The sequence below is a fragment of the Exiguobacterium sp. s40 genome, assembly GCF_018617905.1.
Classification (GTDB): domain Bacteria; phylum Bacillota; class Bacilli; order Exiguobacteriales; family Exiguobacteriaceae; genus Exiguobacterium; species Exiguobacterium mexicanum_A.
The window spans coordinates 127,134-149,487 of the sequence record NZ_JACSLC010000002.1 but is presented as its reverse complement, the minus strand read 5'-3'; the positions used below and the strand labels follow the sequence as shown (position 1 = coordinate 149,487).

The 22,354-nt window shown below is 45.5% G+C and carries 26 protein-coding genes; 2 read left to right on the top strand and 24 right to left on the bottom strand.

Going from position 1 to position 22,354, the window contains the following annotated elements:
• Positions 1-59 precede the first annotated feature (59 nt).
• From KNP02_RS02350 to KNP02_RS02280, 15 genes are all read right to left on the bottom strand, one after another.
• Entirely contained in the window at positions 60-971 is a 912-nt protein-coding gene (locus tag KNP02_RS02350) for an SWIM zinc finger family protein (protein ID WP_214751417.1), read from the bottom strand.
• Positions 968-1,390, bottom strand: coding sequence for a hypothetical protein (locus KNP02_RS02345; RefSeq protein ID WP_214707072.1), 423 nt, complete (start codon positions 1,388-1,390; stop codon positions 968-970). Before KNP02_RS02345 ends, KNP02_RS02350 begins: the two co-directional genes overlap by 4 nt.
• The gene (locus KNP02_RS02340; protein WP_214707069.1) at positions 1,387-2,037 is read right to left on the bottom strand and encodes an SIMPL domain-containing protein; all 651 of its coding nucleotides are present in this window, start codon (positions 2,035-2,037) and stop codon (positions 1,387-1,389) included. The genes KNP02_RS02345 and KNP02_RS02340 overlap by 4 nt, the downstream gene beginning before the upstream one ends.
• Positions 2,038-2,084: 47 nt before the next feature.
• Entirely contained in the window at positions 2,085-3,215 is a 1,131-nt protein-coding gene (locus KNP02_RS02335) for a Fic family protein (RefSeq protein ID WP_214707067.1), read from the bottom strand.
• 89 nt (positions 3,216-3,304) lie between these two features.
• The gene (locus KNP02_RS02330; RefSeq protein WP_214707053.1) at positions 3,305-4,048 is read right to left on the bottom strand and encodes a hypothetical protein; all 744 of its coding nucleotides are present in this window, start codon (positions 4,046-4,048) and stop codon (positions 3,305-3,307) included.
• Positions 4,045-4,590: an RNA polymerase sigma factor gene (locus KNP02_RS02325; RefSeq protein WP_214707051.1), complete on the bottom strand. Its 546-nt coding sequence runs from the start codon at positions 4,588-4,590 to the stop codon at positions 4,045-4,047. The genes KNP02_RS02330 and KNP02_RS02325 overlap by 4 nt, the downstream gene beginning before the upstream one ends.
• 57 nt (positions 4,591-4,647) lie before the next feature.
• The gene (locus tag KNP02_RS02320; RefSeq protein ID WP_214707049.1) at positions 4,648-5,157 is read right to left on the bottom strand and encodes a hypothetical protein; all 510 of its coding nucleotides are present in this window, start codon (positions 5,155-5,157) and stop codon (positions 4,648-4,650) included.
• Between the two features lie 97 nt (positions 5,158-5,254).
• The gene (locus tag KNP02_RS02315) at positions 5,255-7,825 is read right to left on the bottom strand and encodes an ABC transporter permease (RefSeq protein ID WP_214707041.1); all 2,571 of its coding nucleotides are present in this window, start codon (positions 7,823-7,825) and stop codon (positions 5,255-5,257) included.
• Positions 7,822-8,505 (bottom strand): ABC transporter ATP-binding protein, encoded by a 684-nt coding sequence (locus tag KNP02_RS02310; RefSeq protein WP_029594966.1) that lies wholly within the window; start codon positions 8,503-8,505, stop codon positions 7,822-7,824. Before KNP02_RS02310 ends, KNP02_RS02315 begins: the two co-directional genes overlap by 4 nt.
• Before the next feature lie 85 nt (positions 8,506-8,590).
• Positions 8,591-9,595 carry a sensor histidine kinase gene (locus KNP02_RS02305; protein WP_214707039.1) on the bottom strand — a complete coding sequence of 335 codons (1,005 nt, stop codon included), beginning with the start codon at positions 9,593-9,595 and terminating at the stop codon, positions 8,591-8,593.
• A 1-nt stretch (position 9,596) separates the two neighbouring features.
• Positions 9,597-10,277: a response regulator transcription factor gene (locus KNP02_RS02300; protein ID WP_214707037.1), complete on the bottom strand. Its 681-nt coding sequence runs from the start codon at positions 10,275-10,277 to the stop codon at positions 9,597-9,599.
• 119 nt (positions 10,278-10,396) lie between these two features.
• On the bottom strand, positions 10,397-10,888 hold the full coding sequence (locus KNP02_RS02295) for a hypothetical protein (RefSeq protein ID WP_214707035.1): 492 nt from the start codon (positions 10,886-10,888) through the stop codon (positions 10,397-10,399).
• Between the two features lie 34 nt (positions 10,889-10,922).
• The gene (locus KNP02_RS02290; RefSeq protein WP_214707034.1) at positions 10,923-11,093 is read right to left on the bottom strand and encodes a hypothetical protein; all 171 of its coding nucleotides are present in this window, start codon (positions 11,091-11,093) and stop codon (positions 10,923-10,925) included.
• A 105-nt stretch (positions 11,094-11,198) separates the two neighbouring features.
• Positions 11,199-12,206, bottom strand: coding sequence for a tRNA dihydrouridine synthase (locus tag KNP02_RS02285; protein WP_128123324.1), 1,008 nt, complete (start codon positions 12,204-12,206; stop codon positions 11,199-11,201).
• A 100-nt stretch (positions 12,207-12,306) separates the two neighbouring features.
• A complete protein-coding gene (locus KNP02_RS02280) occupies positions 12,307-12,903 on the bottom strand; it encodes a TetR/AcrR family transcriptional regulator (RefSeq protein ID WP_128123323.1) in 597 nt (198 codons plus the stop codon).
• Positions 12,904-13,120: 217 nt separating this feature from the next.
• On the opposite strand from KNP02_RS02280, the gene KNP02_RS02275 reads away from it, so the two are divergent.
• Positions 13,121-14,080 carry a DUF5692 family protein gene (locus KNP02_RS02275; RefSeq protein ID WP_128123322.1) on the top strand — a complete coding sequence of 320 codons (960 nt, stop codon included), beginning with the start codon at positions 13,121-13,123 and terminating at the stop codon, positions 14,078-14,080.
• 105 nt (positions 14,081-14,185) lie between these two features.
• Positions 14,186-14,746 (top strand): AAA family ATPase, encoded by a 561-nt coding sequence (locus tag KNP02_RS02270; protein ID WP_128123321.1) that lies wholly within the window; start codon positions 14,186-14,188, stop codon positions 14,744-14,746.
• Between the two features lie 53 nt (positions 14,747-14,799).
• Here KNP02_RS02270 and KNP02_RS02265 read toward each other — a convergent pair whose 3' ends face one another.
• The 9 genes from KNP02_RS02265 to mef(A) all read right to left on the bottom strand — a co-directional run bounded on the left by KNP02_RS02265 (position 14,800) and on the right by mef(A) (position 22,287).
• Positions 14,800-15,339, bottom strand: coding sequence for a putative immunity protein (locus KNP02_RS02265; RefSeq protein WP_128123320.1), 540 nt, complete (start codon positions 15,337-15,339; stop codon positions 14,800-14,802).
• Positions 15,339-15,812 (bottom strand): DUF7000 family protein, encoded by a 474-nt coding sequence (locus KNP02_RS02260; RefSeq protein WP_128123319.1) that lies wholly within the window; start codon positions 15,810-15,812, stop codon positions 15,339-15,341. Before KNP02_RS02260 ends, KNP02_RS02265 begins: the two co-directional genes overlap by 1 nt.
• A gap of 385 nt (positions 15,813-16,197) precedes the next feature.
• Positions 16,198-17,076 carry an AraC family transcriptional regulator gene (locus KNP02_RS02255; protein ID WP_041844908.1) on the bottom strand — a complete coding sequence of 293 codons (879 nt, stop codon included), beginning with the start codon at positions 17,074-17,076 and terminating at the stop codon, positions 16,198-16,200.
• A 143-nt stretch (positions 17,077-17,219) separates the two neighbouring features.
• Complete coding sequence (locus KNP02_RS02250; RefSeq protein ID WP_052514478.1) at positions 17,220-17,477, bottom strand: hypothetical protein; 258 nt, start codon at positions 17,475-17,477, stop codon at positions 17,220-17,222.
• 62 nt (positions 17,478-17,539) lie between these two features.
• Positions 17,540-18,034 (bottom strand): nucleotidyltransferase domain-containing protein, encoded by a 495-nt coding sequence (locus KNP02_RS02245; protein WP_123779059.1) that lies wholly within the window; start codon positions 18,032-18,034, stop codon positions 17,540-17,542.
• Positions 18,035-18,230: 196 nt separating this feature from the next.
• Positions 18,231-18,869 (bottom strand): Vat family streptogramin A O-acetyltransferase, encoded by a 639-nt coding sequence (locus KNP02_RS02240; RefSeq protein WP_128123318.1) that lies wholly within the window; start codon positions 18,867-18,869, stop codon positions 18,231-18,233.
• A 34-nt stretch (positions 18,870-18,903) separates the two neighbouring features.
• Complete coding sequence (locus KNP02_RS02235) at positions 18,904-19,350, bottom strand: DUF5946 family protein (RefSeq protein WP_123779057.1); 447 nt, start codon at positions 19,348-19,350, stop codon at positions 18,904-18,906.
• Between the two features lie 135 nt (positions 19,351-19,485).
• Positions 19,486-20,949 carry an ABC-F type ribosomal protection protein Msr(D) gene (gene msr(D), locus KNP02_RS02230; RefSeq protein ID WP_128123317.1) on the bottom strand — a complete coding sequence of 488 codons (1,464 nt, stop codon included), beginning with the start codon at positions 20,947-20,949 and terminating at the stop codon, positions 19,486-19,488.
• A gap of 120 nt (positions 20,950-21,069) precedes the next feature.
• On the bottom strand, positions 21,070-22,287 hold the full coding sequence (gene mef(A), locus KNP02_RS02225; protein ID WP_128123316.1) for a macrolide efflux MFS transporter Mef(A): 1,218 nt from the start codon (positions 22,285-22,287) through the stop codon (positions 21,070-21,072).
• Between the last annotated feature and the right edge of the window lie 67 nt (positions 22,288-22,354).

The following is a 22,354-nucleotide window of genomic DNA, read 5'->3' as shown; positions in this document are numbered from 1 at the left end:
TCCAAGACTGGGTAACCCCTACATGAATCTGTTCCCTATTTCCATACTTGATTATCAACTTACCAACTTTCTTCTGTTAACACTTTCGTGAACTCGTCCAGGTGCTCCAAATCACTAGCCTCGGCGTGCGTGCTTCTAAACCGATTGATTTGGTCGATGAGAAACGTCTTATCTCCTCCATAGATGGGGACAATCACTTTCAACAATTGAACATGAACGTCATTGTAAACGGCTAGATGCAGTTCATGCCACATCAAAATGAAACGTTGAAAAACCATGTCTCGTTCCGCCTCTGGGATTTCCTCAATGGCTGACACCATCAAATCAGTGACTTCGTCCCGCACAGCGAACAACAAGTGAAGAAATATATCACATCTCATGATTGTCGGAGTGACTGTATCAAGAAATGAAATACTATTGAATAAGCGTGATACAGGATTTTCATTTGACTGAATCACATCTATTTTACGAAACAGATAACGTTTCAAGGTCTTCATTTCTTGTTGATTAATCGTGCCGTTTGAAAACTTTTCGGAAATTTCTCGCTCACAGACTTGAACGAATGTTTCTGGGTTGCTTGATGGCGGTCCGAGGTCGTGTGCCAAACGATGGTGAATATCCGGGTCATGCGCTAGCTTTATCATCACATCGATGAGGTCGGCTTTCTTCAGCTTGCCGAGTTCTTTTGCTAAATCAAATGGTGCCCCCGGTGTAAGCCGATTGCGTAACCAATAATAAACTGCGACTTCATGTTTACACGTTCCTTGATCATAAGGGCAATCGCATGACGATTGAATCATCCACTCGTTCGCACATGTAACCTCCACTCGATAAACGCTACTGCCATATATATCAAACCAGTACGTATTTCGAGTCTGTGACACTAATTTGAGGTTCCCACTCATATAATAACCGTAGCCACGGTCCTCGATTCGCCGTGATACATATCTTTTAAACTCAAATAAATTCATCTTGTCCCCCTAAATCGATACATAACAAAAAATACGAGGCCGAGTCCGACGAATCCATATGCCACCTTATCCAAATGGTCACGCATGCTGAACGGGGCGTCATGCCGATACTCGGCCCGCTTCCACCCAAACCCATCCTCAACCGCGAGCACGTCTTCCTTCACTTCCCCTTTCACTTTCCGATACGTTGTCCCAATCGGATACATGTTCGAGGCGTCACCGTAGAAGCTGCCATCCATATCGTCGGCCAACGTCTTCACCTCGCCGACGACGTCACCCAAGTCAGCATCCAATACCGCGACGTCCATCACTTCATACACCCGTCCGTCCAACACGACGAACGCATACGCCCAAGATAAGGCTTGGGCTGACATTGAAACCGATAGGAACAGCAGCAACAATCCGATGACGCGTCTCATCGAATCGCCCACACGAACGTCGCCGAGTCACTCAAGTCGATCTCATCCGGCTCAAGTTCCGGCATCGCCGCCTCCGAGAAGAGCACCTCGTCATGGAGCGTGAGACGTGTCGGGGAGTAAAGATGCAGCTCGCCCCATGTGTAATCGATTTGAAGCAAATCGCCGAGCGTCGCCCCGGCACCTTTCGCCAACAGTTCGGCTCGATGGCGCGCGTTCGCCGCCGCACTCGCGAGCAGTTCGTCTTGAATCGTATCCGCATCTTTAATTGTGAACGAAATGGACAGTTTCGGTTCGGCTAGCGAGTTGCTGACATGTTCGATGACCGCTGACAGTTGTTTCGTATCGAGCGGAAACTCGAGCTTCGTCTTCTGCTGACAGACATAGCCTCGGAACCGCGATTTATAATTGCCTTGTTTGTCCCGATAGCTCTCATAGTCGGTGTCAATCGAGAAGTCGGTCGTCTTTAAATCCGTTTTCGCAAAGCCGGCCTGTTCAATCGCTTTTTGCAGCCGCGTGACGGCGAGTGCCGCCCCGTTCATCGTCTCCTCATAGCGGACGGCTCTTGACGTCAAATCCATTCTCACGACAATCAAATCAGGCTTGGCCGATACTTTCCCTGTGCCTTTGACAGTGATGGTGCGGTCCATATGATTTCCTCCTTCATTGTTGGCGATTCAAAAACGGCACACTGCTTTTAGTTCACGAAAATGCGCAATAACGCATAATTTCGATATTTACGATTTCTCCGCTCTGTGTTCGAAGCGTATAAAAGTTCTTTTTCCACAAGTTGATGAAGTGCTTTTCGAACCGTGTTCGGTGAATAGCCTGTCATTTCGACACCTTTCGCCACCGTCAAGATTGGTTGTTCAAAGCTCGTAATCCATAGTTTACGTTCCGCTTCGTTTTCAATTAGCTGTTCACCTTCTGACAGCAAGCGATTGGCTTTATTCAATTGATCCAACAACTTTGTCGCCATTCGTTCTGAAGCATCAACGAAAAACAGTAACCATTTCCCCCAATCCGACTGGTCTCCACGAACACCGTTGAGCAAATCGTAGTAGCGGGCTTTTTCTTTCTCAAGTTCTTCACTCACAAAAAAGATGGGGTGCGTAATCACTTTTTGCTGCAGGAGATAAAGCACAGTTAGAATCCGCCCTAAACGCCCGTTCCCGTCCAAAAATGGATGGATGGATTCAAATTGAGCATGCATAATTCCTGTTTTAAGAAGTGGAGCCGCTTGTTCATTAATGACATATCCGTCTGACTTTAAGTGGTTCTGCGGTAGCAATCGTCCGTAAGAATCAGTATTGATAAATTTTTCTAAGTTCTCCATGTATTCGTTAATCAAATGAGCCTCTACCGGAATATAAGAAGCATCTTCTAATCGATTTGTCGGCCCGATAAAATTTTGAATTTTACGGAACTCACCGGATGAACTGACTTCGCCTCGACTTCCTTTCATCAAAATCTCATGTAACTGCTTGATCAATCGTGTCGTCACCGGATAACCATTTTCGACAGATTCATACCCAAACTGCAAGGCCCTCATATAGTTCTGAATTTCGATAATATCGGAATCGTCACTTTTCTTCAGCGAAGACTCCATCATATCCGTGAACGTCACTTGTGATCCTTCGATTTTCGTTGATTCAACGGATTCTTGAAGCGATAAGAGTTGCATTAATTGCTTACTTGCTTTCGAATGCGTCAATTCAACATCGAGTTTTCCAAGTAGCGTATTCACATGCGCCAGACGTTCAAGTAATTTGATGGCTTGTGTGATTTCTATTTTGACAGGTAATTTGGTTAATCCTTGTATCGCCATGACATTCATCCTTTAAGTCATATTCATTATAATATTGACTTAATAATAATTTATCAGCTTTTAAAAATCAAATAGACATGAAATATGACTTATTTAAATTTAGTCGTCATGAACTCCTCTATGTCATCAAGTGTTTCAGCGCCACGTAGCGACGGATAGGCATCTCGACTGAAGGCGAGACCTTCGTTCGTGTTCAAGAACATGTACCGCTCACCGTCCGGAAATCCGTAATCACTCACATCCATCACTTGAAGCGTGGCCCCGTTTTGTGACCAGATGTGGGAAGCATCATGCCGTCTCGGCATAAAAATCCCTTCCATCCCAAGGCGAAGTTCAGAGATGACGTCCGCATCCGACTGAAGCACTTCAGAACCGACACCGGCAACGGTAAGTACTTTCATCTCACTCCCAGGCTCAACCTCACCCCGATAGACGTCTGTCACGCTAATCGTCACAATCGACTGATATTCCGCTTGTCCGTTGAAGTCGAGCTCGATGTGGTCAATCTGTTGCACGACGCCCCGTACCACCGCAGGTTCCCATTTCGAGAACAGCTCGTCTTCACTCATCTCGGCAAGGTTTGCCGACGACATCCTGACATCGATGTCCCCTTCATCGATATAAGCGACCGACATATTGCTCGAGCTGTCCGACAGCGGAATCAATTCTTTATAACCGTCCCATGTCACGACAAAGAGTGTGACAGCGGCTGCTGCGATGAGACCGCCCATCCAACGCCAATGTCTTCGTTTCTTTACCTCGACTTCCATCGATTCCTCGACAAAACGGTCATCGACGTCCCCCATCAAACGTGTGAGCCGATCTCCGTTCATAGCGCCACCCCTTCCGCTTCGAGCGCTTGCTTCAAGTCATTACGGGTCCGCAGCAGCACCATCTTGACCTTGCTCTCGCTCACCTGGCGCATCGTCGCGATGTCTTTGATTGATTGAAAGTGAAAGTAACGTCCCATGAAAATCTGCCGAGTCTCTTGCGGCAACTGGGCCAAAAAGTCGTTCAACAACTCGATGACTTCTGAATCGGTCGCGACGGAGGATACGAGACAGTGCTCGAGCTCACTGACGATGAACGGGACTTGCCCCGCTCCGCGCTTCTTGGCGTTCGCCTTCTCATACTTATGGAGCGAGACGTTACGAACAAGCTTCGCCAAATAGGCGGCGAGTCGTGCTGGACGTGTCGGCGGAATCGCTTGCCACACTTTCATGTACGTGTCATTGACGCACTCGTCCGCGTCCTCTCGGCTGTTTAAAATGTTATAGGAAATCGTATGACAATAACCGCCGTACTTTTGGGCCGTCTCCTCAATCGCCCGCTCGGAACGTTGCCAGTACAAATCGATAATCGCTTGATCGTCCAATCGAATCCCCCTTTCGATGTACTTACATCTTTATAGACCGGAAATGAAGTCCATCGGTCACAACTTCTGTAAAAGTTTTTTTGAGCGGCTCTTCACGGCCGGACTCCCTGTCTCGAGTCGCGAATCGAGCAATGCTTTCAGCTCGTCACGGAATCGTGGATGCACGGCGCTCAAGTCGAAGATCGCCTGCAGAGCGTTGACGATGACGATGGCGCTCGTCCCCGTGTCAATCCAATCGGTGAGCACGTGAACGATGCCGGACGCCTCTTCCTCTGTCAACGTCATCCGTGGCATGAGTTGGGCCAAGTGCCACCTCACTTCTTGTTGGGTGACAATCTGTAACTGCTCGAACAAGGACGCCTGATGAGCTCGAAGCAGCTTTGGATGACGGCGTGTCACTTTCTCCATCGCGTCCGCACTCCGCATCCGAACGACGGGACGGTCATCGGTCAAGCCGGTCATCAATTCGTTGAATCGGTCCGGGTCGTTCCCGACGTAGGCGACGACCTCATCGACGTGGCCGACCGAGCGCAAATCCCTACCACTCAATACTTCTCGGATGTCCATGCTCCCACCTCTTTTATCATTCTCATTTTACAGAAAAAGGGACTCAGTAGACACTGAATCCCGTTACATCTATTTTTGAGCGACTGTGCGCCAATCATCAATTGTTCTCTTGCTTCAACCGGTCGATGATATTATCCGACTTCACTTTCGAAATCGCGTACAGCATCGAAGAACCAACGATGAGGAAGATTACGACCGTGACGAACAAGATATCTCCCCACGGCAACGTGAACGCTGCTTCGAACGTGTTGATTTGCGCTCGGTAAATGAGGTACATGATGAGAATACTGATCGGCACCCCATACGCCAGTGCTTTCATGCCGTAGAAGATGCTCTCATAGTACACCATCTTGTTGAACCCTTTCGGTGTCATCCCGACCGACCGTAGCATCGCGAATTCACGGCGTCGGAGTGAGACGCTCGTCGAGATTGTGTTGAAGATGTTCGCCACCGAGATGAGCGAGATCAAGACGATGAATCCATAGACGAAAATCGATAACAGTAACAAGACTTGCTCTTGTTGTTCACGCTGCTCCGACACGTTGAAAATGTATTGGTCCATGTTTTGTTCCGCCTCAATCACTTGTTGCGTCGCGTCAGGATTACTCGTGTTCAAGGCAATCGATGGACTTGATTGCTTCATCAATTGACCGATCGCATCCTCTTCAAACGTCCCTTCCCGAACGATTACATCAAGCCATCCAAGTGAACTCGTCATCACACCGGTCGGGGCGACGTCGGTCATGGCTCCGATTTTGATTGTTTTGAGTGGTGCCGTGCCGTCCGTTGCGTTTTCGTTTTGGAGTTCGAGCGTATCACCGACCTCTGTCTCAATCGTTTTCGAGTTCACAAATTTCTTCTTGTCCACGTCTTGATACGAGATTTCATCAATCAAGACGGCACCGGGCATTTCTCCGTCTTCAAAATTGCTGGCGGCTGCGCCGATTTGTTTCAAGTACGCATCGAAACTTTCATCATCTAATTGATAAAGGGAGACATAATACATGAATTTCCCATCACCGAAGTTGAATGCCAAGTCTTCGTTCTCGATGACCGCGCTCGGTAACCGTGCTTCGTCGACCATCGTCTGGACGGTCGTGTTCTCGAAGTACGTCCCGCTCGTCACATGGTCCAACGTCTCATAGCGACGTAAGTCATCTTTACTGAGATTCGACCCGTTCACGAGAATATCGAACTCATACGTGCCTTGTGACATCTCGAGTGACTGTTCGAGTCGATCTGTGAAGTAACTGACGACTAAAAAGAGCACGATACTGATGACGAGCGAGAACACCGTCGCCAAATACCGTTTCCGGTTGCGTTTTGTGTTTTTCAGCCCAATCTCCGCTTCCAATCCGAAGATTCGTCGCACGAGTTTCGACGTCTTCACGTTCTTCGACGTCAGTCGCACGTCCTGGGTCTGACGAATCGCGTCAATCGCAGAAATCTTCGAAGCGCGGCGTGCCGGCAGATAACACGAGATGAAAATCGTCACGCTCGAAATGAGCACCGTCAACAGGAGCGTGATTGGTGTGACGACGACTTCAAACTTCTCCGTCACATTGAGCGCTTTCTCAGCAAAGGCATTGATGAACAAGAACGTGACTCCGATTCCGGTCACCCCGGCGATGATACCGATTGGGATGCTAATCCCTCCGATAATCAATCCTTCAAAGAAGACCGAGTTTCGTTTTTGCCGTTTCGTCGCCCCGACACTCGCGAGCATCCCGAGATAACGGGAGCGCTCAGATACGCTGATGGCGAACGCGTTATAGATGAGCGAAATCGAGCCGATGACGATGACTGTCATGATGATCCCGACGAAACCATACAACGTCTTACGCAATCCGCCGTCGTCTGTCACTCCGTAATAGCGAAGCAACGATGAGTTATAGGCGACCCCTTCAATTTTCTGTTCGTTCATCACTCGTTCCGTATCCGAGTAAATCGAGTTATCGACATCGTTCAAGGCGACGTACGTATCGACGGTCGCACCGTTCAACGTCTTGTCGTCGATATATCCGACGACCGTGTAGCCTGGCGACCACGTCGGCTCCCAGGCCGGTCGTGTCATCGTGCCGACGACGGTCAACGTCACCGTATCTTCGACCTTCAACTGTTCAAGAATTGTCTCCCCTTCGCGGATCAATCCATCGTTTTGGGTCAACACCCGACCGGACGACTCGTCCACGCGCTCACCGACATCAAGCGTCAATTGATCACCGATGTTGTACGTGACTTGCGCATTTTGACGGATGGCCTCGGAAATGACGACTTCGCCTTCTTTGTTCGGCAAACGCCCGTCCGTCAAGTCGATGGGAAAGTTTTTCAGCCCCGACGTGTTATAGTTCCGGACGTATAAGTACGGTTTATACGCATTCTGCGATTCCTTTAATTCCGCATAGCCGTCACTTGATAGGATGACGTCCTTCGTCGATGCATCATTTCGAATCGCCTCGACCTGCTCCTCATTCGTGTTGATGTATTGGACGTGCCATTCCCCATTGTCCGCGATGTCTTGACGGATCATCAAGTCCAGAAACGATGAACCCAGTGTCGTCACGGCCGTGATCATCGCAACCGAGATGATGACCCCGATGATAGTGACGAGCGAGCGCCGCTTGTTCTCGCGCAAGTGGCGAAGCGTCATTTTATTGATGATGTTCATGAGCGGACGACCTCGTTCTTCGCAATCTTCCCATCCTCAATCGAGATGATGCGGTCGGCCTGCAAGGCGATTCGTTCGTCATGCGTGATGATGATCAGCGTCTGATTGAACTTCTTGTTGAACAGTTTCAGGAGGCTCATGATCTCTTCACTGTTTTGACTGTCTAAGTTCCCCGTTGGCTCATCGGCCAAGATGATGGCCGGGTTGCTGATGAGCGCCCGACCGATGGAGACCCGTTGCTGCTGTCCGCCAGACAGTTGGTTCGGCAGATGCGTCAACCGGTTCGAAAGTCCAAGGATGCCGATGATGCGCTCCAAATGGGCGGCGTCGACTTTTTGTTCGTCCAACAACATGGGCAACGTAATGTTCTCCTCGACCGTCAAGATCGGGATCAAGTTGTAAAATTGATAAATCAAACCGATTTGACGACGCCGGAAGATGGCGAGCTGCGTCTCGTCCAATTTATAAATATCCGTGTTGTCGATCAACACCTGTCCACTCGTCGGGACATCGACGCCGCCGAGCAAATGTAACAACGTCGACTTTCCCGAGCCCGACGGTCCGACGATACAGACGAACTCGCCTTTTTTGACCGTGAACGACACGTCATCGAGCGCCCGGACTTCCATCTCGTCTTTCCCGTATACTTTTGATAAATTTTGCACTTCTAATATATTCATGGTTGCACCCTCCAGTACTTGATCTACTTTGAGTGTACCGAGCGAGTGTGACACGTCCGTGACTCGAAAGTGACTGTTTCGTCACTTAGACGATTGCTTTGTAGAATCGAACTTGAAATGCGGTCCCAGCTCCGCGTTCACTACGTACGGTCAGTTCACCTTGTTGGCTTGTGATGATGCTGTGGGCCATGGCGAGCCCGATGCCGACGCTGTCGTCACTCGCATTCATACCCTTATAAAAACGTTGGAAAATATACGGGATGTCTTGCTTGGGGATGCCGCTCCCCGTGTCGCGAATGACGATTTCCGTGTACAGTGTGTTCTCGCTGTAATCGATGAACAGCTCGCCTTGTTCCGGTGAATGTTCGACGCAATTCTTTAAGATGTTGATGAGCGCCTCGGTCGTCCACTTCAAGTCGCCTTCGAACATGACATCATCCTCACCCGCGATCTGAAGCCGTTGCATTTTAATATCAATCGGCACGAGCATCGGTTCCGTCACGGCTTGAACGAGTGCGGGGACGGACACCGGTTCCCGTTTGAACTGAATCGTCCCGGCATCGATTTTAGACAGCTTGAGCAGTGACGAGACGAGCCACTCCATCCGCTCGAGCTGCACCTGTACGTTATGCGTGAACTCTTGCCGCTTGTCATCTGACAGCCGTGGGTCACTGAGCAAATCCGCCATGACGGTCATCGAGGTGAGCGGGGTCTTCAGCTGATGGGAAATGTCGGAGATAGCATCCGTCAGCTTCTGCTTGTCCTCTTCGAGATGCGTCCCTTGCTCGGACAGCATCTTCGTCACTTTATAGATTTGGCTCTTCAATAGACTGAGCTCGCCTTCACGATTGTCGCGGACATCGAGTTTATAGTTACCGTTGCTGATTTCTTGCAGGTAGCTCGACAGCTGATCGATCTCCCGATAGCGCCACGCCGTGAACCGATATGTCACGATCAAGAACGCAACCGACAAAAGGAGGACGAGAATGACGGCCTCCATCGATAGGAACAAAGCTGCGACGATAGAAGCCACTCCAATCAGCAGCAACAGACTGACTAAATAGATACGGATTTCTCGATTGCGCAACATATCAGCGTTCCACCTTATAGCCAATCCCGCGAACCGTCTTAATCAACGTCGGCCGCTGCGGGTCATCTTCGAGCTTCTCGCGTAACCGTTTGATGTAGACGGTCAACGTATTGTCATTCACGAAGTCCCCGCCCATGTCCCAAATCTGGTCGAGCAGCTGGGCGCGGGACAACACTTGGCCCGTATGTTTCCCGAAGATGAGCAGTAAACGATACTCGAGCGCTGTCAACAGGATCTCGCTTCCATCTTTTTTGACTTTCGCGTCTTGCGTGTTGATTTCGACCGACCCGATTGTCAAAACGGGCGAGCTGGCTTGTTTATGGTAGCGGCGCAACACCGAGTGAATCCGCGAGATGAGTTCACGGATCCGGAACGGTTTCGTGATATAGTCGTCCGCTCCCATATCGAGTCCCATGACGACGTTCACTTCATCATCGAACGCCGTCAAAAAAATCACTGGCGTATCCTGTTGTTGCTTCACGAGCCGACATAAGTCATAGCCGCTCCCGTCCGGCAACGACAAGTCGAATAGACACAGGTCGATCGTATGTAACTGTTGTTCAATCAAACGTGTCGCGTCGGTCGCGTTCTGGCACAACGTCGTCGTGAATTGTTCTTGTTCGAGCGAATATTGGAGACCGGAGGCGATTGTCCGGTCGTCTTCAACGATTAAAATGTGCATCTGATTCCCTCCTGACTCTTCTCTTCATAATATATCAGTCTTTTTCAAGTGAGGAGACAAAACAAAAATCCCGAACGAGACATCTCGTTCGGGATGGCCAGACGTCGGTCACGCTCAGATTAGGATGTTGTCACACGAAGGCACTGTGGTCGTTCGAATCCGTCTGCACCTAAAAACCGTAGCGCATCAATCGTTAACGCGTCGAGCTTGATGGATTGAACGCTCGGCTCCGTCTGTTCATCGACCCACACTTTCCAAACCTCGACTTCATCCGCCGTCTTCAAGTGATCGGTTATATACTCGACGAGCTGTTCGGCTCTCGCATCGGAATATCGCCAGCGCAACTCCACGACGTGCGGTTTTGAAGAATAAGCCTCGACGTTCGCCACGTCATAGTATAGGTCTCGCTTAATTTCGATTTCATCAAGCTGCTCTTCTGACTCGACGTTCATCAAAATCTTTTCATCACGGTCAAGGTCTTCGTCGTCTGTAAGCATGTCAGGCAACACGACGCCTTTTTTGATGGCCTCGTTGATCGATAAGAACTCGATATACGGATTTTCGACTTCTTTCAGTGGGTGATTGCTCGTAATAAATTGGAATTCACTCATATTGAAACGCTCCTCCTGTTTTAATAATGGGTCGTTATCGTTTCATCGCACGGATAGAGATGAAGAGCCCAATCCAATAGCCGATAATCGAACCGATGACGATTCCATACATGGACGGAAAATTGAATAATAATGAGATAATTAGCCCGCCAGCCGTTCCAAATACAAGTCCAAGACCGACCGCTGATTCGCGCCACTCGTTCATGTTCATCCCTCCCATCCCTTCTTACGAACCAAGTGGATCAAAAGTTTCGATTCATTATCGCCACATAAAAAAGGGACCCAGTATACACTGAATCCCCGTAAAACATTATTCGACTGTCGACGCCGCCTCGGCAAGCGCCGCTTCTTCTCTATGATAGTTCTCGACGAACGCATCAAGGTGTGCCCGCACTTCGTCTGTCGATTTCGTGTCCATGAGCTTCACACGGAGGTCGCTCGCCCCGCGGAACCCTTTCACGTAAATCTTGAAGAAGCGGTGCAAGTTTGAAATCGAACGTGGCACTTCTTCTTGGAACTTATCTTGCAAATCGAGTTGGAGACGAAGCAAATCGAGGTACTCTTCCATCGAATGCTCACGCGGCTCTTTCTCGAACGCGAACGGGTTCTTGAAAATCCCGCGGCCGATCATGACGCCGTCGACGCCATATTTCTCGACGAGTTCTAACCCCATCTGACGGTCGAGGATATCGCCGTTGATCGTGATGAGCGTATCCGGTGCAATCTCATCGCGCAGTTTGACGATATCCGGAATCATCTCCCAGTGCGCGTCGACTTTACTCATCTCGTTACGTGTGCGCAAGTGAATCGACAAGTTGGCGATGTCTTGCTTCAAGAGATGCGTCAACCAGTCGCGCCACTCATCGAGTTTCGCGAAACCGAGACGCGTCTTGACGCTGACCGGGATGCCGCCGGCTTTCGCCGCTTGGATGAGTTCCGCTGCGACGTCAGGGCGGAGGATGAGTCCGCTCCCTTTCCCACGCTTGGCTACGTTCGGAACCGGGCAACCCATATTGATGTCGAGGCCTTTATAGCCCATCTCGGCCATGCCGATGCTCATCTCGCGGAAGTAGTCCGGATTGTCTCCCCAAATGTGGGCGACCATAGGCTGCTCGTCCTCGGTGAACGTCAAGCGTCCACGCAGGCTGCCTTTCCCTTCCGGATGACAGTAGCTGTCCGAGTTGGCGAACTCGGTAAAGAACACGTCCGGGCGTCCCGCATGGGCGACGACGTGGCGGAAGACGACATCGGTCACGTCTTCCATCGGGGCAAGTATAAAGAATGGACGCGGAAGGTCGCGCCAGAAGTTTTCGTTCATAAAATCATTCCCTTTCGTAGTCAATCCAATAAAATCACTTTATCTATCTTATTATGGACGCGGGAATGTATCAACTGACAATACTTCAAGAATCTATGCGCTATTCATTTTCGATGAGTTTAAAGAAGTGTGAAAACCCGTCCTGCAGCAAATACTCCAGTATACGATTCGTATGAACAGACTCGACGACTTGAACATTCAATAACGTTTGGAGCACCATCCCATCAATTGCCGCCATCGTCCATGCGGCGACCGCTCTCGTCGAAGGTCCGCTTTCAACGCCGTACGCTCTCACAAAGATGGCTTCGACGCGATTGATCCAATCCTCATATTTTTCCTTAAACTTATTTTGTAACTCCACATTCCCGAGCATCGCCTCATGGGCCAAATAAAACTGCAAACGGCTTTCCGCATCTTTTTTGAGTCGGTCTTGCATCCCATCGAAGATTTCTTGAATGATTTCGCGGGCCTCTTTCTTGTCTTCAATCGAGATGGTCGCGATTCGTCGAATCTCACCTAATCCTTCGTCCATCACGTCATACAGAATGGCCTCTTTCGAACTGTAATAATGATAGATCGCGCCCGTGCTAAACCCTGCTTTTTTTGCGATTCCCCGAAGCGTCGTACCTTGAATCCCGTTTTCGATAATCGTCGCTCGCGCCGCTTCTAATATCTTTTGTTTTCCTTCGTTCATCATATGCTCCGACGCTCCTCACGTAATAATGGCTAATTATATCATAATGATTTATCCGAATTATGACATGTCACCGTGACGTGCCAAATCACATTGACAACGCTTTCATTAATTTGTTACACTTTTCACATAAACATAACGAACGTTCGGTATGTTTGGTGACATCATCTTTTCATCGTTGCTTCATCACTATCCTTTAGAAATGAAAGGAGCGTTATCGATGTTCTTCTTTGAGTCTATCCCTTGGTACAATGTCGTGATGTGGTTCGTCGTATTCGGTCTATTGATCGGGTTGAATGAAATCGTCCGATCTAGCAAAAAAGCGAGTATCTTCATGTTCATGGCCGTACCGATCGCCTTGACCCCGATTTGGTTTTTCACCGCCGATCCTGAAATCACCTCGTGGTTCCATTGGGTGAAAGTGTATTCAGCATTAGCCGGAAGTTTGATTTACATGGTCATCCGCTTCACGGATTATCATAAGAAACATCCATGGTATTTGATGCTCGTCCCAGGTATTTTGGCACTCAACATCGCCGAGGCCGTCGTTCGAGAGTTCCAAGTCGGTATCATGGGATTTGAAGGTATGGTCGATGGGATGTACTATATCTCGGGCGGTTGGAACTACGTGAACGCCGTCGCGGGAATCTTGAACTTGGTCCTCATCTGTGGCTGGGTCGGTATTTTTGCCACATCTGGTAAGAAAAAAGACATGCTCTGGCCGGACCAAACGAAACTTTGGATTGTCGCTTACGGCATTTGGAACATCGCTTACGTCTATTCATGCGCACCAGGTAACGCTTTTTATTCAGGCTTCGCCTTGAACATCGCCGCGACGGTTCCCGCCTTGCTTTGGGCAAAAGGCACATGGATGCAAAACCGGGCGCAGACGCTCACATTTTGGATGATGTGGGTCATGACATTCCCTTACTTCTTTGCTGTCGGTAGTACGTTCAATGTGAGTGTGTCCTACAATCCGGCAGCGAACTGGACGATCGCCCTGATCAGTTTGGCACTGAACGTCGTCCTCGCTGTCTGGCAAGTGACACGGATTGTCAAATACAAACTCAATCCGTTGAAAGATGAGTTGTGGAAAGACACGAACGAATATAAAGAAATCAACGCGATGCGTGAAGACGCTGTTTCTGAACAGGAAACTGCGGCCAGTAGAGTGCTGTAAATATGAGACGGGCTGCGTGACAGTCCGTCTTTTTTATTTTTTCAGGACAATCGTCAAACCAATCAGAATGGTAATACAGAAAGTATTTTGGAAGGATGGATAAAGATGATCGTTTGGATCAACGGCGCTTTCGGATCAGGAAAAACGACAGCCGCCAAACAATTGCAACAACGGTTACCGAACGCGTTTTTATATGACCCGGAACAAGTCGGCTTTTTCATTCGCGACAATCTGCCCAAAGACATGCGACTTGCCGATTTCCAACATCATCCGGAATGGCGGGCATTCAATGTTGAGATGTTGGCGAAGATTGCCCGTTCATACGATGGCGTAATCATCGTCCCGATGACGCTCGTGGACCATCTCTACTACGATGAAATCATTGGAGCCCTACAACGTGACGGGATTCGGGTCGACCATTATATTCTCCACGCCGATAAGCGGACACTTGTAAGACGATTGAATAAGCGCTTCGAATGGTTCAATTCGTGGGGCAAGGCACAAATCGACCGCTGCCTCCACGCCTTTCGTCACGACATCACACATGATAAAATCGAGATCGATGACCTTACAGTCGAACAGACCGTCGAGGAAATCGCCGAGCGGAGCGGATTGACCCTACTAGCCTCACAACGCAGTCTCTTCGTACGCGTGTTCCGGTCATGACGAAGCAAGAACCCTCCCATCTACCGATTGAAGGGTTCTTGCTTGAAGGGTCTTTAGTCTTTCATCATGAACGCGGCCCATTCATATTCAATAGTATGCTCGCGCCAAAATTCAATCCGCTCCATATAGTGCTTCATGCGTGCTTCGACGATTGGTTGACACACCCGTACACCGTGACGATGAACGAGTGCTGTCAACTCATAGATCGGAAACCCTAGCGCGTGTCCTCGTGTATGAACGACGCTACAGGCTTGCCCGATGGCATGGCACAAGGCCTGATCTTCAAGTGAATCAAGTTCTTTCGCCACCGCATGGGCCTGTAAAATCGATTGTTTTGCGACGGGCATCTTCACGTTACCCGCAGCCCACTCTCTAGACAGCTGGACCGCATTTTTCAGTCTCGTTTCATCCGGATAACGTTCAGATAGCGTTTGAACGGTTGCATCGGCCAATTCGAACGCCCATAACGCCAGCGTGCGCCGGTTCTGCTCTTGAATCAACGCATTCAAATCGGTTAGAAGCGCACTTTCTTTCGCAAATAGAAGTTGATTGCCTCGCTTCAGTCTCATTTCTACTTCGGCCATCCAATCCATCAGCGCCCTCCCTCAAGTGTTGCTTCCACATCTTGAATGAACTGTTCGACTTCCCGTTCAATCAATTCAGCCAACTGCTCCAGCTCATCAAAATTCGGTGCCGATGTCAACGTCCGCTCGATGACGGCATCTCGGTTTTGGTCATCATGGAAACCCGACATTGCTTGAAACGTGGTCGCGTACTGTTCCGTTAACACTCGATTGCGAGCGGACAACCATATTTCAAAATGTCCGGTCACATGGAGATACACCACAGCGATTTTAAGCCCGTTCCCTTTTAAGTGCGATGTGTTTACCGATACGTAGGACATATCCATATAGCCCGGATAGAAACCACTCACCTCGTATTCGCTCTTGGCGAAACGAGATCGCAACCGTCCCATGAACTCAAGGATGCTTCGATAAGCAAGCGGTACGTCGCCTTGTTGGACGGTAGATGTGTACGCTCGAATCAACTCATTCAATGATTTCAAATCGAGTTTCCTTCTTCAGAAATCAAGTTTATAACCAGTCCCCATCTCCATATGGCGGTCAATCGTTATCCTATTCCCTTGTTCACGCTGAATGATGACAACACCTCTTTATCACGACTTAGTTTCTAAACAAATGTACAAAAAACCTCCGAAGTTTACATCCGAAGGTTCATCTGCATTCATCTTATTCCACTTTTTCTAACCACGCCACCGTCTCCACATGGCTCGAGAGGACAGAATGAATGTCATTTGAAGTTGCCCGTTCTCGGAAACATATCCACTACGTTTTTGGCACTGTCAGTAGACGGGAACATATCCACCAATCGTACCATTTACGAAAAGGGCACTCTTACTAGAGCGCCCTCAATCATAAACATTGATGTCATTAATAGTCTTTTTTCTTTACTGGAATCCAGATTTCGCTTCGATACTTTGGATTTCCAGTGTCTGGACTCTCATTCCATAAAATTTCAGGACCTTCAACCGCCTCGTATCCTGAAGATGGAAACCACTCTGAGTATATCCTACCCCACACATTTTGAAGTGTTTCCGGAAATGGTCCAATCGATTCAAATACAGCCCAGGTACTAGCATCAATTTTTAATACATCAAAATCTGCAGTTTCATTACTTGATGTTGCTACCCCGATGTAATGATCTAATTCTCCTTTCTCTTCCATTCTACCTTCTGAAAAATTAGTGGAAGCACTAATAATACCTGTAGGTTCTACATTTGAAATTGCTTTTAATTGATTAATAACATCCATGGTTAAAAGTTCAGTCATTTTTGCAATCTCTGGATTGACACCTTCAAAAATAATTGGAACTCTCTTCTTAAATCCTACTAACTTAAAAGGTCCTTTCTCAACAATACGATAGTTCATTTCGCATCCTCCTTTAATTGATAATTGAAAGGTCATTCGAGGATAAGCTTTTAATTGTGTATTCTCACACCTTGCCTCAGAAGGGAGAAAGCCATGCAGAGAATGAAAAGCACGGGAAAATGAATCAGCCGAATTATAGCCATATTTGACGGCTACATCAATTATTCTCAAATCCCTATCTTTCAAATCAAGTGCAGCCAACGTCAGTCTTCTTCTCCGAATATATTCTGATAAACTTATTCCTGCTAAAAAAGAAAACATTCGCTTGAAATGATACTCCGAACAATATGCGATTTTAGATACTTCACTATAATCAATCTCCTCTGTTAAGTGCTCTTCAATATACTCCAATGCATTATTCATACTTCTTAAAGAATCCATCAAACAACCTCCTTTCATCATCAATATTATCAGGGGATGCATTTACCCGTCCGACAATCTGTGCACAGTATTGTCGATTCCCTTTCATGTAATTAGTATCGTTAAACTGAATTTATCTTTGGGATGTTTACCACAGGAATCCTTTACTTTTCTTCAGTGTGTCTTTCTTGCTGCAAAAATCCCTTTGCCTCGCTAAGGCGTAAATCCCAATATTTTTGCAAAAGGTAAATGATTTTCTCATCTTCAACTTTGGCTTCCTTCAGAGCCGCAGTTGCCTTTTCAATCCCAATGACTCTTTCTTCAAAGGCAGCTTCATCTAGCCATGCATTGCTATCTTCTCTTATTCGTTCCAACAGTTCACTTCCAAATCCCGAAAGGGAATCTCTAATTGAACGTGCCATATCTATTCCTCCTCTAAATTCTAATTTATTGCACTATTGATAGACAAATTGGAATTTGTCAGTTACTTGTATTCACTCGGAACAGGAATATTAAATCTCTCGCACAATAGTTTTACATCATGCATATCATTTTCATCATACTCATAGCCCAGATGAAATAATACTTGATTTTCAGCATCAATACATCTAACCATTTTATCGCCTATTTTCCCAATGCCACTAAACACTTTTGGTGGATATGCTTCTCCTTCAAAAACAATGTATCCTTTTTCGTTGAAATTAAATATATGAAGATCAATTACCCTACCTTTAGTATCCTTCCAAACCGTGTGAGATGTGGTGGTATATGCTTCTGTAACTTCCGCAAAGCCTTTTTCTTTTATTATTTCAATAAACTTTTTACTATTACTTTCTTCCACAAATAAATCAATATCATTGTGTGCTCTTGTTTCTTCTTCTAATAGTGCATCTACTCCCCAACCGCCATCAATCCATATGTTAATTCCATTTTCTTCAGCGTATGTTATTATCTCAATGGCATCAGTTTTACTTACCATGTAATCCCTCCGTTCAAATTAAATCTATAAGTGATAAATCTCAAAGCTATTTCTCCTTAATATAATGTCTATTGTTCCAATCAAAGCTAAAGATGAAGCTTGCCTTCTTTAGCTCGCAATAATTAGAGCTAAATCGAGGTTCCAGCACCCCCTAGATTTAAGTTCCCTTTTGTGCCGTGGTAGAAAGGCCCCAAGTCTAGGAATTTTTCATGAATTGCTCTAACCCTGCTTTGGTTGTTAACATTTCAAGATTATTAAATATTTCCTCTTCGCTCCAGTTCCACCATTGTAGCTTTAGCAAGAATTCAATCTTTTCGTCACTAAAGCGTTTTTTGATAAACTTAGCTGGATTCCCACCATATATTGTATATGGCTCAACACTTTTCACTACTGTTGAATTAGCGGCAATAATCGCACCATCACCAATTTTAATACCCGGCATAATGGTAACATTTTGACCTATCCATACATCATTGCCAATCACTGTATCTCCCTTAAAAGGAAGTTGTTCAATTGTAGGAGTCACCTTTTCCCATCCATGGCCAAAGATATTAAAGGGATAGGTTGTAATTCCATCCATTCTATGATTTGCACCATTCATAATAAACTTAACACCCTCTGCAATTGCACAGAACTTTCCTATTATAAGTTTATCCCCTAGAAATTCGTAATGGTGCTCTATATTATCATAAAATTTCTCCGGTGTTTTTTTATTATCGCTATAATAGGTATTTTCCCCAATCTCCACATTGGGTCTTTTAGGTAGATTGCTTATAAAACAAATCGTCTTTATATTTTCATTTGGATAAAGTTTTTTCTTATCTGGTCCTATCATAAAATATTAGCTCCTTTAATCTTTAATTACTTCATTACCTTAATTCGTTTCTTATTTGCTCTTTCCATTTATTAATATTAACGATTGCATTTTGCTCCCGACCTAAATATATATCTTCAATTGTCATAGGCCAAAGTCTTAGTTCACGCTTTCTTGCGTTGCTTGGTAAAGGGTTTGTTATTTTGCTTAATGACTTTACTATTTCTCGATTTTTCTTAAGAATATATGGTGTATCCCAATCATTATCAAAAGCGTTAATAAAAAGATTTACTAAATTTGTATATCCTTCTTCAGTAAAATTCGAAGGATGCTGGATCATATAGCACGAAACAAGCCAAAAATGTAACTCATATAGCTTTGGATCATTATGCTCCCATACAAGAGGGAACCCGAATAGCTCATGGCATGAAAAACCATCGGTCTCTTTAGCTCCACATTCTATACATCTCCCAGATTTCATGACTGTGTTATTATCAACCACCTATAACCAACCTCCCTTATTTAAATTATTTTAATATTCATTAATGTAATGTTTGCCAAAGAAAAAAAGTCTTTTTACTTTAACAACGAAGCCGCCAGCCAGAGAAGACTATTCTGACCAGCGACTACCTTAAGTTTAATGTTTCAGATTTATTTTCTTATCACTAATTTCATAAATCACATCAGCCACATTATCAAGCAACCGTTTGTCATGGGTGATAAACACTATAGTTCCAGCATACTCCTTCATTAAAATTTCCAAAGCCTCTAAGCTTGGTATGTCAAGGAAGTTGCTTGGTTCATCCATTAGTAGGATGTTATATCTGCCCATAAGCATTTTAGCTAGCAACAATTTTATAATTTCTCCGCCGCTTAAAACAGATAAACTTTTCCCAATATCGTTTTGTTTAAACCCCATCGATGCTAGCACTGAACGAATTTCTGAAACATTGTAATCACTATCTTCCTGCATAAACTCCAATACTTTCTTATTACTGTCGTACTTGTAACCATTTTGTGCAAAGTAGCCTATTTTTGCCTTAGGTGAAATAGAAATTCCATCTTCATGGTTTAAGATCATTTTGATTAAAGTTGTTTTTCCTGTTCCATTACCACCAGTTAATGCCACTTTTGCGCCAAGCGGAATTTGAAAAGATACATTTTCAAACAATACTTTATCTCCAAATATTTTATTAATTTCCTTACCGACAATAGGATATGGATTGTGGAGCTCCAATGCTTTACTTTGCCTGAAACGAATCCTACGAATATCTTCTGGAGCTTCTACACTTCCTAAGGCCGCAATCCTATGTTCTAGGGATTTAGCGGCATTATGCATCTTTTTTTCCTTACTTCCTATTGATTTTTGATGAGCTAAACGCCCTCCGCCTTCAGTACTTTTTTTCTTTGAAGCACCTTTTGCCTTCTGTCCTATTTTACGAGCCTGTTTTCGCTTTTCCTCTGCAGCCCTTTCCAATCGGGCACGTTCCGCAACAAATTGTTCGTATTCTGCAGCTTGGCTCCTGCGTTCTTCTTCTTTCTGGCGAAGATAATCAGAATAGTTTCCCCAATACTCAGTGATTTTGCCATCTTTCAGTTCCCATATTTTATCTACTACCTCATCAAGAAAATAACGGTCATGGCTAATAACTAACAGTGCACCTGTAAAATATTTTAACTGTCCAATTAGAAAATCAATTCCTTCACGGTCTAAATGACTCGTAGGTTCATCCGCTAAAATACCATGAACCTGTGCTGATAAAGCCTGTGCTATTTTAAGCCTTGTTTCTTCACCACCGCTCATGGTCTGTATATCTAATTGTTCAACACCAAGCTTTCCTACAAGTGCAAAATCTTTTTCTTTCTGCAAAGTTACTTCGTCCAACTGAGGGATATAGGCAAGTTCACCCAGACGATTTAATTTACATCCTGGGGGAGTTAATTCTCCTAAAAGTACCTTGAGTAGAGTGCTTTTCCCTGCACCATTTGCTCCTACTAAACCAATACGGTCATAGTCATATACTTCTAATTCATCTATATCTAAAACATCGCGTCCTTTGAATTCCACACGAATGTCTTTTGCTTTTAATATCAATTCCATAACATTATCCTCCTGTCTATAATCGCATGTTTTCATTTGCTTGTACGCAGGGAAAACCCTGCGATTTAAGCAGGAAGAATTACATGAAAATAAGATACATAAATATCCCTCCAATATTGTTTATTTTAAATCTAATTTTCTAACCTCAGTTATCATGGGGCAAACTATAGCAATGCCAATAATTAAAATACCTGATAGTAAAAACCAATGATTTACACCGATCCTATCAGCAAAGAACCCAGAAAGAATTAACCCAATTGGCATTGCAAGTGACATGATACTTCCGGTCAAAGAAAATACACGTCCTAAATATTCAGGCTTAATTTTCTCCTGAAAAAGAGCTGTTTGCACACCGCTATAAAACGGCACCGAAAGCCCCATTATTGCACAGCAAACTACAAATATAACAAATCCACTTGGAGGAAGTATTCCTGAAACGGCTAAACTGGCCCCCATTATAAAAAACGAACCTGTTATTAGTAGTACACGCTTTTTGAAACTTCCTAATCTCCCCAATAGTAAGCCTCCTACTAGCATTCCAGATGCAAAAGCGATTTCGGTAATAGAAATATGCACAGGTGTTCCATTAAAGTATTCCATGCTTATTAAAGGAAATAGTGCATTAATTGGCATATAAACAAAAGTATATATTGTTCCTAAGAGTAATAAGGCAAATAATCCTTTGTTTTGTCTCAGTACGACAATTCCTTCTTTCATTTCTCTTATGAAATTTGGTTTCAAGCTTTGCACTTGATCGCCCAGCTTAGGAATCCGTACAATTGCCACCGTAATAGACGCAATCACAGCACCTAATACATCGATGGCAATAATAGCATTTAATTCCCAAACAGAATATAACAATGCTGCAACCGCTGGACTAACAATATAGCTTATAGACTGCAAAGACTGACTATAGCCTGCGCATTTCGTAAGCTGCTCTTCTGGTACTAAAAGTGGCGTAACTGCATTGAGTGCTGGGGTATGAAAAGCTGTTCCAACGCTGCGGATAAACAATACTACCATAACCATCCAGACAGGTAACTCCATATACAATGCAACAATAGCCAGCACTGCCCCAGCTGCTGCGATAATTAAATCAGCACCAATCATTATCTTCTTCCTATCATGACGATCCACTAATACACCTATGGCAGGTCCAAAGACAGCATAGGGTAAAAAACCTACTAGTGAAGCCATAGACAAGACCATCGCAGATCCTGTTTTTTCTGTAAGGTAAAAAATAATCGCCATTTGCAGGATAGCACTAGTGATTAAAGAAACTGCCTGCCCTGCCCATATTGTAATAAACTTAAGTTTCCAATTGTTGTATTTTTCCATTTATATTTTCTCCTGCATAATTATTTTGCTTGAATTTCTATTTTGAATAGCATTCTAGGCAATAAAA

Bases quoted from the DNA above. Each gene is read 5' to 3' on its own strand.
- KNP02_RS02350 (WP_214751417.1), bottom strand. From the start codon at position 971: ATGAATTTATTTGAGTTTAAAAGATATGTATCACGGCGAATCGAGGAC.
- KNP02_RS02345 (WP_214707072.1), bottom strand. From the start codon at position 1,390: ATGAGACGCGTCATCGGATTGTTGCTGCTGTTCCTATCGGTTTCAATG.
- KNP02_RS02340 (WP_214707069.1), bottom strand. From the start codon at position 2,037: ATGGACCGCACCATCACTGTCAAAGGCACAGGGAAAGTATCGGCCAAG.
- KNP02_RS02335 (WP_214707067.1), bottom strand. From the start codon at position 3,215: ATGGCGATACAAGGATTAACCAAATTACCTGTCAAAATAGAAATCACA.
- KNP02_RS02330 (WP_214707053.1), bottom strand. From the start codon at position 4,048: ATGAACGGAGATCGGCTCACACGTTTGATGGGGGACGTCGATGACCGT.
- KNP02_RS02320 (WP_214707049.1), bottom strand. From the start codon at position 5,157: ATGGACATCCGAGAAGTATTGAGTGGTAGGGATTTGCGCTCGGTCGGC.
- KNP02_RS02315 (WP_214707041.1), bottom strand. From the start codon at position 7,825: ATGAACATCATCAATAAAATGACGCTTCGCCACTTGCGCGAGAACAAG.
- KNP02_RS02310 (WP_029594966.1), bottom strand. From the start codon at position 8,505: ATGAATATATTAGAAGTGCAAAATTTATCAAAAGTATACGGGAAAGAC.
- KNP02_RS02305 (WP_214707039.1), bottom strand. From the start codon at position 9,595: ATGTTGCGCAATCGAGAAATCCGTATCTATTTAGTCAGTCTGTTGCTG.
- KNP02_RS02300 (WP_214707037.1), bottom strand. From the start codon at position 10,277: ATGCACATTTTAATCGTTGAAGACGACCGGACAATCGCCTCCGGTCTC.
- KNP02_RS02295 (WP_214707035.1), bottom strand. From the start codon at position 10,888: ATGAGTGAATTCCAATTTATTACGAGCAATCACCCACTGAAAGAAGTC.
- KNP02_RS02290 (WP_214707034.1), bottom strand. From the start codon at position 11,093: ATGAACGAGTGGCGCGAATCAGCGGTCGGTCTTGGACTTGTATTTGGA.
- KNP02_RS02285 (WP_128123324.1), bottom strand. From the start codon at position 12,206: ATGAACGAAAACTTCTGGCGCGACCTTCCGCGTCCATTCTTTATACTT.
- KNP02_RS02280 (WP_128123323.1), bottom strand. From the start codon at position 12,903: ATGATGAACGAAGGAAAACAAAAGATATTAGAAGCGGCGCGAGCGACG.
- KNP02_RS02275 (WP_128123322.1), top strand. From the start codon at position 13,121: ATGTTCTTCTTTGAGTCTATCCCTTGGTACAATGTCGTGATGTGGTTC.
- KNP02_RS02270 (WP_128123321.1), top strand. From the start codon at position 14,186: ATGATCGTTTGGATCAACGGCGCTTTCGGATCAGGAAAAACGACAGCC.
- KNP02_RS02265 (WP_128123320.1), bottom strand. From the start codon at position 15,339: ATGGATTGGATGGCCGAAGTAGAAATGAGACTGAAGCGAGGCAATCAA.
- KNP02_RS02255 (WP_041844908.1), bottom strand. From the start codon at position 17,076: ATGGATTCTTTAAGAAGTATGAATAATGCATTGGAGTATATTGAAGAG.
- KNP02_RS02250 (WP_052514478.1), bottom strand. From the start codon at position 17,477: ATGGCACGTTCAATTAGAGATTCCCTTTCGGGATTTGGAAGTGAACTG.
- KNP02_RS02245 (WP_123779059.1), bottom strand. From the start codon at position 18,034: ATGGTAAGTAAAACTGATGCCATTGAGATAATAACATACGCTGAAGAA.
- KNP02_RS02240 (WP_128123318.1), bottom strand. From the start codon at position 18,869: ATGATAGGACCAGATAAGAAAAAACTTTATCCAAATGAAAATATAAAG.